This window comes from Fructilactobacillus sanfranciscensis DSM 20451 (genome assembly GCF_001436035.1).
GTDB classification, from domain to species: Bacteria; Bacillota; Bacilli; order Lactobacillales; family Lactobacillaceae; genus Fructilactobacillus; species Fructilactobacillus sanfranciscensis.
In genome coordinates this window covers 1-16,604 of record NZ_AYYM01000023.1, presented here as the reverse complement: position 1 = coordinate 16,604, position 16,604 = coordinate 1, and the positions used below count along the sequence as shown (strand labels likewise).

The 16,604-nt window shown below is 34.6% G+C and carries 10 protein-coding genes and 3 pseudogenes; 5 read left to right on the top strand and 8 right to left on the bottom strand.

Annotation, left to right across the window (positions count from 1 at the left end; all coding sequences use genetic code 11):
• Positions 1 to 363: 363 nt before the first annotated feature.
• On the bottom strand, positions 364 to 1,011 hold the full coding sequence (gene trhA, locus FD36_RS05420; protein WP_056958598.1) for a PAQR family membrane homeostasis protein TrhA: 648 nt from the start codon (positions 1,009 to 1,011) through the stop codon (positions 364 to 366).
• A 226-nt stretch (positions 1,012 to 1,237) separates the two neighbouring features.
• Between trhA and FD36_RS05415 the strand changes: the two genes are divergently transcribed.
• The 3 genes and pseudogenes from FD36_RS05415 to FD36_RS05405 all read left to right on the top strand — a co-directional run.
• Positions 1,238 to 1,681: a LytTR family DNA-binding domain-containing protein gene (locus FD36_RS05415; RefSeq protein WP_056958596.1), complete on the top strand. Its 444-nt coding sequence runs from the start codon at positions 1,238 to 1,240 to the stop codon at positions 1,679 to 1,681.
• Positions 1,678 to 2,135, top strand: a pseudogene (locus tag FD36_RS05410) (DUF3021 domain-containing protein). Before FD36_RS05415 ends, FD36_RS05410 begins: the two are co-directional and overlap by 4 nt.
• Before the next feature lie 229 nt (positions 2,136 to 2,364).
• Positions 2,365 to 3,183 (top strand): annotated as a pseudogene (locus tag FD36_RS05405) (phosphate/phosphite/phosphonate ABC transporter substrate-binding protein); the annotation flags it as partial.
• A gap of 78 nt (positions 3,184 to 3,261) precedes the next feature.
• On the opposite strand, the gene FD36_RS06925 reads toward FD36_RS05405, so the two are convergent.
• The 4 genes and pseudogenes from FD36_RS06925 to FD36_RS05380 all read right to left on the bottom strand — a co-directional run bounded on the left by FD36_RS06925 (position 3,262) and on the right by FD36_RS05380 (position 6,159).
• A complete protein-coding gene (locus FD36_RS06925; protein WP_014082527.1) occupies positions 3,262 to 3,483 on the bottom strand; it encodes a hypothetical protein in 222 nt (73 codons plus the stop codon).
• 81 nt (positions 3,484 to 3,564) lie between these two features.
• The gene (locus FD36_RS05395) at positions 3,565 to 4,062 is read right to left on the bottom strand and encodes a hypothetical protein (protein ID WP_056958591.1); all 498 of its coding nucleotides are present in this window, start codon (positions 4,060 to 4,062) and stop codon (positions 3,565 to 3,567) included.
• Positions 4,059 to 4,976, bottom strand: a pseudogene (locus tag FD36_RS05390) (ABC transporter ATP-binding protein). The gene FD36_RS05395 and the pseudogene FD36_RS05390 overlap by 4 nt, the downstream one beginning before the upstream one ends.
• 172 nt (positions 4,977 to 5,148) lie before the next feature.
• Positions 5,149 to 6,159, bottom strand: a complete 1,011-nt coding sequence (locus FD36_RS05380; protein WP_056958585.1) for a YeiH family protein — start codon at positions 6,157 to 6,159, stop codon at positions 5,149 to 5,151.
• Between the two features lie 111 nt (positions 6,160 to 6,270).
• Between FD36_RS05380 and FD36_RS05375 the strand changes: the two genes are divergently transcribed.
• Positions 6,271 to 7,116: a LysR family transcriptional regulator gene (locus FD36_RS05375; protein ID WP_056958583.1), complete on the top strand. Its 846-nt coding sequence runs from the start codon at positions 6,271 to 6,273 to the stop codon at positions 7,114 to 7,116.
• 55 nt (positions 7,117 to 7,171) lie between these two features.
• Here FD36_RS05375 and addA read toward each other — a convergent pair whose 3' ends face one another.
• Genes addA through FD36_RS05360 form a run of 3 tightly spaced genes read right to left on the bottom strand, consistent with a single transcriptional unit; the run spans position 7,172 to position 15,089 of the window.
• A complete protein-coding gene (addA, locus tag FD36_RS05370; protein ID WP_056958581.1) occupies positions 7,172 to 10,972 on the bottom strand; it encodes a helicase-exonuclease AddAB subunit AddA in 3,801 nt (1,266 codons plus the stop codon).
• Complete coding sequence (locus FD36_RS05365; protein ID WP_056958579.1) at positions 10,965 to 14,522, bottom strand: PD-(D/E)XK nuclease family protein; 3,558 nt, start codon at positions 14,520 to 14,522, stop codon at positions 10,965 to 10,967. The genes addA and FD36_RS05365 overlap by 8 nt, the downstream gene beginning before the upstream one ends.
• A 9-nt stretch (positions 14,523 to 14,531) precedes the next feature.
• The gene (locus tag FD36_RS05360; protein WP_056958577.1) at positions 14,532 to 15,089 is read right to left on the bottom strand and encodes an NAD(P)H-binding protein; all 558 of its coding nucleotides are present in this window, start codon (positions 15,087 to 15,089) and stop codon (positions 14,532 to 14,534) included.
• A gap of 156 nt (positions 15,090 to 15,245) precedes the next feature.
• On the opposite strand from FD36_RS05360, the gene FD36_RS05355 reads away from it, so the two are divergent.
• Positions 15,246 to 16,556 (top strand): NCS2 family permease, encoded by a 1,311-nt coding sequence (locus FD36_RS05355; RefSeq protein WP_056958575.1) that lies wholly within the window; start codon positions 15,246 to 15,248, stop codon positions 16,554 to 16,556.
• Positions 16,557 to 16,604: the final 48 nt, after the last annotated feature.

The window sequence follows — 16,604 nt, the reverse complement described above, 5'->3', positions numbered from 1 at the left end:
AACTTTATTGTAGCCCATCACAATCCCAATAATCCATTTTAAACTTTTTTTCATTTTCTTTCTCCTTTACGTTAAAAAACCAGTCAAGCTAACGAGCGTTAACCTAACTGGTTTCTTTTTTAAGAAAGCCTTTTGCTGATGCAAAAACCACAGTTAGATTAACCTTAAGTTTGCATCTAACTGAGTATGACAAAACCACTCTACTTAGATACAGATGTTGTAACATCCGCATCTAACGCGAACATTACTATCTCGTACAAGTACAGTATGCTGCTTTAAGCAAGTTCTTTTCGTTTGTCATTCGCTTTCTCCTTCCTTAACTAATATCTAAATTTAACCATGTTCGTTTTTATGAGTCAAACATTAAACACTTAGATAAATGGAGAAATACATAAGGACAGTGCCAAGCATTACAAATAAATGCCAGATCACGTGGCCAAATAAAATTTTCTTAAAACTATAAATCACAGCACCTGAGGTAAAAGCAATTCCCCCAAGCACTAAGAGCCAAAAACTCAAATGACTTAAATTGTTCCAAAGTGGCCAAATATCGATTAAACACATCCACCCCATAATTACGTAAATAATGGTAGAACCAATTGGATATTGGTTTCCATAAAGTGACTTATAGATAATTCCAGCAATCGCCATCGCCCAAATAATAATTAAGGTGGTCCATCCTAAAATTCCGCCAATTGTGACTAAACAATAGGGAAGATAAGTCCCCGCAATTAGTAAATAAATTGCCGAATGATCGAAAATTTGAAAAACCTTTTTGGCTTTCGTAAACACAAGACTATGAAATAACGTTGACGCTAAGTAAAAAAGAACCAGAATTGATCCATAAATTGAGAAAGCAGTGATTCGCATTGCACCACCAACTCCTACTCCTCTTAGGATAATTAACACTAATCCAGCAATACTTAAGGCCACTCCAAACCCATGTGTCATGGCACTTAAAGTTTCGTCTAAAATTCGATAATTGCGACTTTGTCTAAATTTTTCTATCATATTAACCCTCTTTTAATTCGTTCTTTGAGTAAAGCATAACAAAGATTCACTACGAAAAGTTAAATCATGCTGAATTAACGTTAAAACTTTATTATATCAACGATTTTGATGTTACAAGTTGAGGGAAAAGAACCAATTAGATTTCTAAAACAACCAATTATTTAGTAACTATTCCATTTTCAAAATTAACCTTTGATATAAAAGTTATTAAAGGAGGAAATTCATTTTGAAAGTAAAATTCAACATCGACAAACAGTTCATCGAACCTTTCATTCAAATTAATGCAGCACAAAAAAGTACTGAATTACAACAATTAGCTGAATCAATTCAAAAATTAACTCAAGAATGGCTCATCACTGGTTACCAAAATCGGCAACAATTTGTGCTTTCCTTACCGCAAATCGTTCGTTTTTACACCGAAAATGGAGCTGTAATTTGTGAAACAGATAATCAACATCACTATAGAATTAAAGAACGAATTTATTTTCTATATAATCAACTTCCTAAGGAAATGTTTCTCCAGATTTCCAGTGCTGAAATCGTTAACATCAATAAAATTGACTATTTTTCGCTCAGTAAAGCTGGTCGTTACCAAATTAATTTAACCAACGGAACGTTGACTTACGTATCACGTCGATTTGTTAAAACCATCAAGGAGGATTTATCATGAAAAAAATATTCCAAAAAATTATGATTGGTATTGTCGGAGGTACTTTTTATGGTTTCATGATTGCTCTATGTATTTCTTTTTACTATCACCTCAGTTATTTTCAACCTTCCAGTGATCAATTTGTAAAACAATTTGGCAATAACTTAAATGCAACTGCCGTCTCCGTCATCATTTGGTCATTAATCGGACTAGTTTTTAGTCTCTCATCAACCATCTTTAACATTGAAACTTGGGGAATTACCAAAAAAACGATTGTTCATTTCATCATCACTTATCTCTTACCCCGCTCGCAATCTTGGCAGGTTGGTTTCCACTTCAACTTAATTTCATGATTTCCTTTACGATTATTTTCGTTTTCATCTACATCTGGATGTGGGGACTTTCTTTTTATAAGGCTAAACAAACCTTAAAGTTAATAAATCAAGAGATGAACGCGCACAAAAAAGCCAATTAATTCGTATGTTCTCTGATAAAGTGAACTATTTTTAGATTTATCCTTGAAATAGTTTACTTTTATTGTTATTATCTTTTTGTAACCTAAATGACCTAATTCAAAGGAGAATATCATGAAAGTCAATAAAATTGTCAAAACCTTGCTTGTCGTTTCAGCAATGTCATTATTAGCAGTAGGCCTTACTGGATGTGGTAAAAAAGGAAACGCTTAATCTTCAGATCCAAAAACTTTAACTGTTCAATTCGTTCCATCAGTTAATGCCGGTTCAATGGATACTAAAATCAAGCCACTTCAATCTTTACTTTCTAAACAATTACACATGCCAGTTAAAATGACTGTGGCAACTACAACTAATACCATGGTTGAAGCTCTTGGTTCAAAAACTCTTGATGTTGGTTTCTTACCATCAGCTGCTTACGTTTTAGCTCACAAACAATACGGGGTAGTTCCTTTGCTACAAGCCCAACGTCAAACTCGTGATGCTAATGAAGGATTTACCAAAAAACTTACTAATCATTACTATGCCGAAGTTGTTGTTCGTAAAGATAGTAACATCAAATCCCTTAAAGATTTAAAGGGTAAGAAGATTGCTACCCAAGATACTACTTCTGCTGCTGGTTACATTTACCCAGCTGTTGAAATGCAACACGAAGGTATTAACTTAAATAAAGATTGTAAACCATTCACAGTTAAAGGTGCTGACCAAGGAGTTATGTCAGTTGTAAACGGTAATGCCGATGCTGCCTTCGTCTTTGAAGGTGCTCGTAGTATTGCTGCTAAAGATGATCCAAAAGCCATGACTGATACTCGGGTTCTTTACAAATCAACTCCAATTCCAAACGATACGATTTCCGCTCGTAAAGGTCTTTCACCAAAACTTGACAAGAAGATTCAAAAAGCTTTCATGGACATTGCCAAAACAAAACATGGTCGCGAAGTTCTCTTCAACATCTACCAACACAATGGTTATGTTAAGACTAGCAACAAAGACTTTGCCCCAATGAAATCTTACATTAAACAAGCAAATAATTTAAACAAAAACAAATAATTAATCATTTTTATTAAAAGAAGACTTGTATCGGAATTATCCGATTACAGGTCTTCTTTTTGTATTCTCATTTTATCTTTAAGTAAGAGAAATATTTAATTTATTAATAATTACGTTACTAACTATGACCGTAATTATCGTTAATCCAAGTGAAATTCCAATATAAAAACTGGAGAAATGACCAAAAACAATACTTCTAATCGCTTGAATTTGATAGGTCAAGGGATTAAATCCTGAAATAACTTTAATCAAAAGTGGTGATTTATTCAATGAATAAAATACAGGTGCCACAAATGACAAAGGAAGTACTCCAAAAGTTAGGATTAAATCTCAAGTACGACAGTCCTTAATCCCAATTGAAATTAGCACTGCCAATGATCTTCAAAAATACATGGAAATAATTGCAAATAGAATTCCTAATAAATATAAGGGAAAGGAAACTCGAACGTCAAATAACATTGCTACAACTAACAAAATTAAACACTGAATTAAAATACTAATTTCCATAAAAATTCCGCCACCAAAAACGTAATAAAATGGTTTAATCCCACCTTGTAATTTTAAGGCCAATAATCCATAACGTTTATCAACTGTAGTTCGATAAATACTTTCACTAAACGCAGTAACCAAGATATAAGCAAAGATTCCTAAAAATACATAAGTCTTATAGTTTACCTTTTCTCCCATAAAAGTAACCGTCGGAATTAGGGCACCTAGTCCTTGAGCTAGGAAAATAAAATATAAAATTGGACTAAAGATTTGACGAATCATTTGTGCAATTGAGGTTTTATAAGCATTAAATTCAACCAAAACCATGAATTTAATTGCCGAAAAGAAACCCATATGGCTAGCTTGACGAAAATTTTCTGCTTTAATCATTGGCTCACCTTCATTTCATAATAAATATCACGCAAACTTTTTTGAAAGTCAGAAATTGACTCAATTTTTCCATATTTAATAATAATTTGGATTACAGAATTCAAGATAGCATCGTTCACAATGATGCCACCCTCATCTACTTCAAAATTAAGTCCTTGTTGTTTTAATTCAGCTTCAGTTTTATCTCGGTCATCCGTTTTAAAATAAATTCCCTTGTAGGCTTGCTGATTGTACTTTTGAATAAATTTCTTTAAATCTCCAAAATAAATTATTTCCCCATTATCGATAAATAATAATTTGTTAGCATATTTTTCCAAAATATTAATGTCATGTGAGGAAACTAAAGCCGTGACACCAAATTTTTTGACATTTGTTAAGAAAAGTTCCGCAGACTCAACTTCTAATCCAACGGTTGGTTCATCAAGAATTAAAAAATCAGGATTATGAACTACTGCTCTGGCTAATTGAACCCGTTGTTGTTGCCCTCCTGACAAAGTTTCAGGCAATTTTTTCTTAGACGCTGCTGAATCCAAATTAACCTTTTTTAATGCAAGATTAGATAATTCCTTAGATTTTTTGATTGAATTCCCAAATAGCAAGGACTCCAGCATCACATTATCAAATACATTACTAAACCAATCCATCATTTGAATTTGGGGAGAATAGCCAATCGCAGAAAAAGGTTGTTTTTGTGAATAATTTTTAAAACCAGTTTCAAATTATTCCTCTGTCCCAGATGTCGGTTTTAAAAATCCAGTTAAATTATTCATGAGAGTCGACTTTCCACTACCATTAGAACCAATTAACGCAATAAAATCTCCAGTCTGAACTGAAAAATTTACGTTTTTCAAAGCGTATTTTTCATTCTTTTTATATTTATAATTCAAATCAACAACTTTAAGAATTTCACTCATATCGTACCTCCTTTAAAGCGTTCTAATATTTGCGTACATTAACTAAAATTTAATTAATTTTATTATAAAAAAGCAAACTACAAAGGATATTTTTTATTTAACGTTATTATTTCACAAAAATAAAAGCCCTGCTTTCGATTTTATTCGAAACAAGGCTTTTTTGATTTGTATTTTATTTAAGTAATAAGGTAATTAAAATAATTGAAGCAACAATTTGAATTAAGCCAATGCTTCCTCCGTAAATCAAGAATTTCTTTCCTGATTGAATGAAAGCTTTTAAGTTCAAACGTAGACCAATGGCCGCAAGAGCAGTAATTTCACACCAGCTACTTAAAGTATGGGCCGTAAGTCCGATAAAACTGGGTAAATGAATCAAACTGTTTAACACACAGAAAACCAAGAAACCAACTACGTACCAAGGTAATGAACTCCCTGATCCGTTTCCACTAATTTCAGCATCTGCTTCCAGTTCGTTTTGGATCGTTTTTTGATGCATCCGTCCAAAAATAAATACGACAATTACAATCATCATAATCCGCATAATCTTGAACAACGTTGCAAAATCGACCGTTAATGAGTTAACCATGCTGGCACTAGCAATTACTTGTCCCACTGATTGAATCGTTCCACCAATCATGGCACCCCGAAGTAAATCGTTGGCACCAAAAGCAAAGGTACTGATGATTGGTAATGCTAACATTAAGACCGTTCCAATCAAGTTAACTAAAGTAATTACCATTTCTTTGTCTTCGTCATTAGCGTCAATTACGGGTGCAATCGAAGCAATTGCGGAAGAACCACAAACGGCGTTTCCTCCAGCCATCAAAAGATAAATTCCTTCTTTGAAATGAAGCATCTTTCCAATTAAAATGGCGGAAATAATGGTAATTGCCATTTGGATAATGACGAATAAGAAACCAACCCAGCCGACTTTCGCGATGGTTTGAAAACTAATCGTTAATCCAAGTAGCACTACTGAATATTCCAATAAGGCTTTTTCTGAATAATGCGTTCCTTTATTCAAAATTGGTTGTTTAATAATGGTATTTCCTAGGATAATTCCTACGATAATCGCAATCGTAGCGCCTCCCAGGTTTGGAATTACTAAAGCTAATCCCTGACTGATTACTGCGATGATAAATGAAACGATTAATCCTGGTAAAATTGGTTTAATTTTTGTCATAATGTTACCCCTCTCGTTGATTACTTTCTTAGTTTACCAGGAAACCTGTTATTATAGAAATAGATAATATAGATAACTATTATTTGAAAAACTAATAAATGGAGAGTAACAATGTTAAAATATTTTCCGGTTTTTAAAAGTGTTTATGAAACCTTGAATTTCTCACGGGCGGCGCAGCAACGCTTCGTTTCCCAATCCACCATATCTCAACAAATCAAACAACTAGAAACTGAATTAGGCGTTAAATTATTTATTCGCAAAGGAAAGCGCGAAATCAAACCAACCCCAGCGGCCGATGAATTATATACGGCGGGCTTAAAAATTTGGGAGCAAACCCGTAACTTAGAACACAAAATCAGTAAAATGGATTCGGATGAAATTGACTGTCGGATTGGCGTTTCCAATACGATTGCGGAAACTACGATTGCGACTATTTTTAGAGATCTTCATTTACCCAAAAACATTAACTTAACGCTTAAAATGTCTAATTCTACTGATATTGTAGAAGGTTTAAATCAACGGAAATTTGACTTTGGCTTCATCGAAAAGCCAATTACGACCCCTGGAATTGAACGGTTTGCCTTCTTCAAGGATTATTTAGTCCATGCTGGTAATTTTGCGGATTCAACTTGGTTGGAACGTGAATCAGGTTCAGGTGTGCGCCACTTTACCGATGAATATTTGCGACTCAATAACATTACCCCACAACAAGTTTTTACCATTGAAAGTAATGAAATGATTTTAAAATTTTTACAACAAGGAATTGGGCAGACGATTACTTCCGAAACCGTTTTAAATGATGAAATTCCGTACCATAAACTCGGACCTAATTTCAAACGGGATTTCTATTTCTTATCCCAGCCTACGTATCAGGTTGATGCTTTAAATGAATTAAAACGGCAATTGCACGAAATTTTAAAACAAATTCGCGATGAACAAAAAAGTAGTGAAAAATAAAAAGAACTCCAGCGAGCTAGATTTTATCTAACTTACTTGAGTTCTTTACTTTATTTTATTCGATTTCTAAAAATTCTTGATTTGATAATAAATATAAATACTTGTGTTGAATTGGTTGTTTTAAAATATCTTCCAAAGCTTTGGCATATAAATTAAGTTGCCCATTATAAGTTTCACGAATTTTTTGAATATCATCATCAGGATGATTAGGATTTACAAAACTCGTTTTGTAATCAAACAACGTTGTCCCTTGTTCTGGATCTTCAAAATAGCCGTCAATAATCCCATGGACTAGAATCTTTTGGTCCGCATCATTTTGAAATTCCGAGAAGATTTCGCCGGCATTAATAATCAAAGAGAATGGAACTTCGCGATGTAAATTTTCGGGGTAACGGAGGATCCGTTTGCCTAACTCACTTTGGTAAAAGCTCAAAATGGCATCGCGATTAATCTTATCAGCGACTGCTTGCGTCAATAATTTATCAGCAACTAACTGAACAATTAAAGTGTTAATGGTATCTAAATCAACTCGTTCATAAACGTTTAACTTTTGAAAAACTAAATGAGTCGCGGTTCCGATTTCTCGTGAATTTGGTGCTTGAGCTGTTTGTAAAAATTGGGGTTCTGCAAAAGTCTCATTATTGTAACGCGTATTTTTTAAAACTTCATTTTTCGCCGCTAAACTCCCTAATTGAATGATATCAGGATCGTCAAACTGCCCTTTAATTTCAGATACTGATTGATAGGCCGTGGTCTTGGTTGCATCAGGATATTCATACTTAAAGTTCATAATCTGCTTGATATAATCAGCAGTAACTCCCGCTTTAACTTCTTTTTGCGAAATTTCAACTTCAGCATATTTAGGTAATCCACTCTGAAAATCTTTTAACTCCTTAAATTGCACGGTAAAGTTTGCTTGATCTCCAGTTAATAAACGGACATCATTATCAATTCCAAAAGCTTCCCTATAAATTGGATGACGAGCAAGGGCTGTTCCAATCCAATCTATGAAGTTTTTGGCATCGCTTCTTAGCGATTCATTTAATACTAATTCATCGCTTTGACTGGCTTTATCCCAGGACTCGAGCATGGCATCTTCTGCACTGTGTTTTTTATCAGATTTAGCAATTCCAGTAATAATCAATTTTTGCTTAGCTCGCGTCAAGGCCACATAGAGTTTCCGCATTTCTTCAGCAAGCATCCGTTTTTCCGCTAAATTATTAATTGCTAAATACTGAAGCGTTGGAATTTTTTCGTGCCGTTTCGCATCAAAATACTGAATTCCTAAACCGAGGTTATCATCCAAAATAAAGCTATTCATTAAATCCATGCGATTGAATCCATGAGTTGCATCCATCAAAATTACAACGGGATATTCCAATCCCTTGCTTCTATGAATGGTTTTAACGGTTACGGAATTTGGATCAACGTCAGCCGTCGCTTCTGCTAAATCGTCATCGCGATTTTGGAGTCGTTTCACAAATTGCACAAACGCAAACAATCCTTTAAAACCATTGCGTTCATACTCTTCGGCCCGTTGATATAACGCATGCAAATTGGCTTGACGTTTCTTCCCAGCTGGCATGCCTCCAACGTAATCAAGAAAACCAGTTTGATTATAAATATACCAAATCAACTCAGCTAAACTATGCTTAATGGCATAGTCTTTAAAATCATTTAATTGGTTTAAAAAGACTTTTACTTTTTGTAAAACAATCTCACCAAATTCCGTGTTTGCTTGTTGATCAAATTTATTCTTGAATTCCAGAACTGATTGAAAATAGTTCCCGGTTTTATGATTAATCCGTAAAAACGCCATCTGATTTTCGTCCATTTGAACCATCGGAGAACGTAAGACAGCCGCTAGTGGGATATCTTGATATGGATTATCGATAATCTGTAATAATGACATCATGATTTGCACTTCAGTCGTCTTAAAGTAACTTTCCGAACCGTCAATCGCAACTGGAATTTGGTAATCAGCAAAGATACTCGAAATATCAAAATTATTATGCTTGGTAGCTGATAAAATGGCGATATCACCATATTCTAAATCACGAGTGGTCTTAGCTTTATCATAAACTTGATAATGATTATCCATCATGTCCGTAATTTTTTCTGCAATCATTTCAACTTGACGTTGTTCGTTAGTAACTAATTGCTCTTTTTCATCATTTACTTGTTCATCATCAGCATACAACATTAACTCTGTTTTGGTATCCAAAATATCTGGATAATCTTTTGCGCCAAATTTTAAATGCGCATCGCCTGTATAATCGATTTCCCCAAGATCACCATTCATAATTTGAGAAAAAATTAGGTTGGTAAAATCAACAACATTTTTTACCGAACGGAAATTATCTGGCAACATAATCCGCTCGTTTTTACTAACGGGATAATCATTAAATTTTTCCATAAACATACTTGGCTTAAATGGTTCTATGAGTTCGGCTGGAACGGGATAATCATTAAATTTTTCCATAAACATACTAGGATCGGCCAACCGGAAACGATAAATAGATTGCTTTACATCACCCACCATGAACATATTCTCATGATGAGTATTTTTCATGGAATTCAAAATTGCATCTTGCAAGTGATTATTATCTTGATATTCATCGACCATAATTTCAGCAAAATATTGTTGAAATTCATGCCGTAAATTTTGGCTATCTTCATCCGTTCCCGTTAATATATCCAACGCAAAATGTTCGATATCAATAAATTCATAAGCATGCTTTTTTCGTTTGGCGGTTTGATAGGCCTCTGTAAATTGATGTTCAACCTCAACTAATTTAGCAATGATTTTTTGAGAGTTTTCAATCGCAGTTAAATTATCAGCTTCATTCGCAAAAAAATATTTTTGCGTAAGTTTCATTAAAGTACTCTTGGTAGTATCTCGGACACCTTTGATTTGGTCTTTAACCAATAATTGCGCCTCATCCGCTGTCTTTTTCGAAATACTAGGAAAACGATTCCATTTAAATTCATTTAAAACTTTACGTAAACTATCCCAATCTAACGTCTTAACTGCATTTTTTAAATCTTGAAACTTAGCAACTTCCGCTCGTAAGAAATCGGCTAATTTAGTAATCCCGTTATTTTCTGCTTTTTCAATTTGTTGATGATACCCACTAATCATTTGATTAAGCTTGTTTTCAATGTCTGGCAATAAATATTTTTGATATAACTTACTGTTAGTTAAACTGCCATCAATTTGATAAAAATCAGTTAATTGATCGATCCACTGTTGTGGATTTTGATTGACATTGGCAAAGTCATATAGCTTAAACAAGACATCCGTTAATCCTTCATCACTTCGATCATTGGAAAAATTACGCGTTAAACGAGCAAAAATACCATCGCGGTCATCAGCGTAAAGTTGCTCACGTAAATCATTCCAAACACGGTCACGAATGATTCCGAGCTCACTAACATCCGTTAAAATTCGAAAATCAGGATCTAAATTAATGATGTAGTAATACTTTTTTACCAGCCACTGACAAAAAGCATCCATCGTTTCGATATGCGCTGAATTTAATTTACGCAATTGCTTTAAAAAGTAATGTTTCTCTTCATCAGTGTTAGCATCATTAACTTTTTCGCGTAGTTTGGCTCCAATTCGGTCCCGCATTTCTTTGGCCGCTGCGTTGGTAAACGTCACAATTAACAATTGGTCAACATTAATTCCAGGACGTTTTTCCGTTCCCGTAATTTTGTCCATTACCCGCTCAGTTAAAACACTAGTTTTCCCAGATCCGGCTGAGGCTGAAACCAAAGCATTTCCTTTGAAATCATGATGAATGGCGTACCATTGACCGTCGGTCCATGGATCGTCGGTACATTTTTTAGCCATGGGATTCTAGCTCCTTTCGTACTCGTTCAAAAATTTCTTCGTCGCTTAATTTAGCGATTTCTCGGTAATTATTTTCTTTTAACATTGGATCAAACTGCATGACAGGTTTATATGGTGAGTATTGAATTAGCGAATTTCCCTCATATTCAGCAGGAGCTAAACTTATTTTACCCGCAAAAATTTGTTTCGCAGCTTGTTGAATTAATTTTTCGGTGTGCTTTAACATGTTATCTAAATTACTTTGCGAAATCGTTCCGCTACCCTTGGCTAAAGTACCATCATTTTTAAACTTGAATGGATAAACATCACTAATTTTATTTTCACCAACATTTTCTAACAAATCTAAATCGTTAACCAATAAACCATTGTACTTATGCTTTTTCAATAAAGCGTCTTCGATTTTCACTTTTTCTTCCCAGTTCTCAACATCACCTGGTTTTAAAATTGGATTGAAAATGTGCATATATAAGGCTCCGGCTAAACGAGCATCACCACTGTCAGCTAATAAATCAATGTTTTCTAAAACAGCATCCATATACGTCATCATTTGCATGGCGGTGCCATCATAAATTTCTGACATATCAATTTTCTTATTACCTGATTTATAATCAACTACCCCGAGATAATCAATACCATTCACATTGATAGAGTCAAGTCGATCAATTCGGCCTTGCACATTAACTTGCTTATCATCATCCACTTTAAAATGAAGTGGTTTATATTTTTTCCCCGGTCCAAACGAAATTTCAGTTGCTCGAGGACGCATCTTGGAAATTTGGAATTGATTACGCAGAGTTTCGGCCATCTGTTGCACTGTCGCAATCAATTGATTAGTAATATATTCCATCCGTTGCGAACTCTTTAAAATTTCATATTGATAATTAACATCTGCTTCGATAATTTTACGAGTTACTTCTTCAACTAACTCATGTACTGCTTGATTATCTAAATTAGTTAATTCAATATTTTCTTTCCGGACCTTTTTAATTAATTGATCAAGGGCTTCATGATAAAACTGCCCAGTATTAGCGGGACTAATTTCAAATTCATCACGTTCTCGCAAACGAAGTCCGTATTTCAAAAAGTATTCGTAAGGATCCGTGTAGAATTCCTCTAGTTTTGAAATTGACGTAGTGAGATTATTTCCATATAAGTTAGTGACAATCTCTGGTCGCAAATCAACTGGTTGATTTTTATAGTGCAAACTTCCCAGTAAATTATTAGTCAAATCACGAATTTCAGTAGCTGGATTCTTTTCTAGTTGTTGTTTAACGGTTTTCCAAGCAGGACTTAGTGGTTGCCGTGCTTTTTTCCCATCTAAAGCAGCTTGAACAAGGTAATTTAAAGTCGTCCGGTCTGATCCCAAAAATCGTTCAATTTCGTTACTATCGGCATGAGGTTGACTCTTAAATTGTTGAATTGGTAAGTTGAATTGCTTTTGAATTCGATCAACATAAGGAGAAATTTGGTGTAAGTTATTATCACCATTTCCGCCAAGATTATAAGAAAAATAGAGCTTATCACTTGGGGTCATAAAGACTAAATAATCTTCGTATGGTTCACTCACCATTTGCAACTCGCTGGTATCAACCATGTACTGGTCGTCAGCTAAAAAATCATCCATTTGGTCTCGATCACTATCGTTTAACAAACTATGATTGTCAATTTTAGCAGGCATATTAACATCGTCTGCTCCCATGACAAAGGTAATTTTTTTGTCGGGTAATTGAATCCTTCCCGTTTCAGAGATGGCAACTTGATCAAGAGTGGAGGGGATTTGGGAATAACTAGCACCCACAAAACCGGCCTTCAATAATTCAAGAAAATCATCCATCACAAATTCGTGATCGCCTAAGACCGTTACATAGTCATCTAAAATACTACAGAACTGATTCCAAACTTGCTCTGCTTGCCCAGCTTCTTGTAAATTTCCTGCTTCAGTGGCTTGATTTTGCCAGTTTTTTAACTGGCTTGCTACTCCATTTTGAGTTAAAAATTGGTACAAGATTAAAGCTGCTTCTCGACCAGTTTGGGCCTTTTTGATTTTTCGGTAAAACGGTGGCAACGTGTCTTTAATAAAATGGCGAATGACGTTAATTTTTTTTGAAATTTCGACATTCTTATCAATTAACTCATTTTCATCACCAGTGGTAGTCGCATACATCCAGTCTTCTTTTTGGGTCCAACGACTCCCTGTGTATCCATTTTTAAGCACTAAATTTTCACACAAAGCTAAATCTTGGCGATATTGGGATAATGATAAATAGTGATCTTCATCTTTCTTAGGCAAGAGTAACTCAGTTTTCAAAAGACGCATCACATCATCATAACTATAGTTTTGGGCCCGATTAGGACGATAAATGGAGAAAAGAGCATCAATTAATTCAACCAATGGATGATTATCCATATGTTTTTGGATATCAGTAAAATATGGAATTTGTTGCATAGTAAAAATCGGATTAATAATATTTTGATATTGACTCAAATCACGCGTAGCCATTAAAAAATCACGATAACGATATTTTCCGGTTGCGACTAATTGCCGAATCTTAATGGCAATTTGGCTTAATTCTTCAAAAGCATTATTGGTTTTTAAAATTTCAATGGCATCATTTTGCGCAATTTTGGCTGGAATTGGTTTTCCAACTTCATTACTTGCAATCCAGTATTCCTCAAACTGATTTAACTCTGAATTAATGGAGCGTTTCGTAGCCGTTTGATCGGTATAAATCTGGGCACCATTATTTTTAGCGTATTGATAAAAATAATGATAAACCTTAGCTGATTGATAAAAGAATTTATTTTCATCTGGTCCCGCTTGGTCATACTTTCGATCCAGCGTTAAATCCATTACCACGTGCGCATGTTTGATTAATAACTGCACAATTTGTAATTGTTGCGCACTAAATTTTTCAAAGTTACTAAAATAAAAATGCATTTTTGAAATTTCTTGATCTGGTAACTTAGCTAAGTATTCGTATAACAATTCAAAATTGGCACCATTATAGGTATATTTACCATCCGTTTGTTGCACAAATTCACGATAAATTAAGCTAATATCATGTAACTTGCTACGCAATTCAGGATTAATTTGATTGGCATCCAATTCTGCTAACCGGTCTAAATCATCCGGGCTTAAATTTCCTTGTTGTAATTCAGAAATTTGGTTTGCAATTTGTTGAATAAAACCCGCTTGTTTACCTTCTCCACGATAAATCGTTAACTGTTCTTCATGATCTTCGATAATCTGATAAATAATCATGTTAATGGCAGTTTGCGATAATTGCGGAAGCTGATAATCTGCTTCACCATTCAAAAAATACCAAATTAATCGAGAAAACGAAAAAACTTGAACTTGGTTTTGAGCATAGGTTGCTGCATTTTTCGCATTCAGTTTTTTTAAGGTGTTTAATTCAGATTCAAATTTAACGTTATTTGGTACGATGTAAAAACTTTTAATTTCTCGATCTTCACTAGTTTTGTGGAGATTGTCGACCACTTTACTAAAGTGATCATCACTAGCTTTACCTAAAATAAACTGAAGTGACATTTTTGCCTCCTATTTTGTTTCGAGTAATGCGATAGATTGATTTTGATATTTAGATGTTTGAATTGCTTGAACCACAAAATCAGCAATGGTTTCATGTGAAACATTACCAGCAGGAACTTTTTCCCCTTCATTAATTGCGAAAGGTGTTCCCAACTTTTCATTAATTACGTTAACTGGACGAAAAATGGTGTAAGGAATTTCTTCCTCATCAATTATTTTAATGGCATATCGTTGTTCTCGAAGATATTCTGTCACATCCGCTATCCCAGGATAATCTAATTGACCAACAACTTCATTATCAATTCCTGCTGTCGAAATCATGACGACTTGATCTAGTTTGATTGATTGTTGCCGGACTGCTGCAAAGAAAGATTCCATTGCCAAATCAGCATCCATGGGACCGACAAAAGAAACCATTTTTGTTAAATCCTTTGGTAAATCCGCGTAGGCTTTTTCTTCTGTCAAATCTCCGCTGGTTATTTCTGTCAACTTGAATTGATCTTGTAGTCGTTTAGCTACCAGTTTTTCGACTGGATTATTTCCAATTAAAAGAATCGTTTTCATCATCGTTCACCTCATTAGTAGTTCTATTTTACCACTATTTTTTTACTCCTAGTTTTTAAGATTATCGTTCGTAGTTTGCTAAATCATAACGTTTAGTATATGATAGATAGGTATTTTAACGACAAAATAACGAACGTTTTTATCAAAGGAGAAGTTTTCATGGCTGATAAAATTGCTTCATTTTTTAGATTTAAAGAACTAGGGACCAACTATAAAACAGAAACCCTAGCTGGAATTACAACTTTCATTTCGATGGTTTACATTTTATTTGTTAACCCAGAAGTGTTAGGGGCAGCAGGTATGGATAAAGGAGCTGTTTTCACAGCTACTGCCTTTGCAACTGCTTTTGGTTGTATTTTAATGGGAGTGATTGCAAATTATCCATTTGCCATTTCTGCAGGTTTGGGAATCAATGCCTTCTTCGCTTACTCAGTATGTATCGGAATGCATGTTCCTTGGCAAACTGCAATGAGTGGTGTTTTAATTGCCGCTGTTTTATTCGTGATTTTAACTGCCTTAAAGTTACGAGAAAAGATTATTGATTCAATTCCTGCTGATTTAAAGGCTGCAATTGCTGGTGGAATTGGGTTATTCATTGCTTTTATTGGTTTAAACAACGGTGGATTGGTGGTTGCTAACAAGAGTACCTTGATTAGCATGGGATCTTTAACCAGTCCAACTTCATTGCTTACGATTGTGGGAATTATTATTGTCTTCGTTTTAATGAGTGCTCGAGTTCCTGGAGCTATTTTCATTGGAATGGTAATTTCATCAATTATCGGAATGCTTACAGGAATCATCCATATCCCAACTCATCTTGTTGCTGGAATTCCAAGTATTCATACAACTTTCTTAGCTGCACTTACTCACATTGACAAAATTAATACGCCCCAACTCTTCGTGGTGGTTTTAACTTTCTTATTGGTAACTTTCTTTGATACTACTGGAACTTTAATTGGTTTAGCAGAACAAGCTGGTTATATGAAAGACAACAAACTTCCCCGTGCTGGTCGGGCTTTAGCTGCAGATTCTACTACCATGTTATTTGGTTCATTATTAGGAACCTCACCAATGGGTGTCTACGTTGAATCTTCTGCCGGAATTGCAGTTGGTGGTCGTTCTGGATTCACCGCCGTTATTACCGGAATCATGTTCATTCTTGCAACTTTCTTCTCACCTTTGCTTGGAGTAATTACTTCACAAATTACCGCACCTGCTTTAATTGTGGTTGGAGTATTAATGGCTAAGTCATTATCACAAGTTAACTGGAACAAGTTTGAACTTGCAGCTCCTGCATTTTTAATTACAATTGGAATGCCTTTAACTTACAGCATTTCAGACGGAATTGCCCTTGGATTCATTGCTTATCCAATTACAATGATTGCTGCAAAACGTGGCAAAGAAGTCAATTTAATGATGTACGCTTTAGCAATTGTTTTTGTAATCTTCCTCTTAGTTTTAAAAGACTAATTTATTTTAAACAAAAAAGGATTTATTTTGATATGAACCCCATAAGTT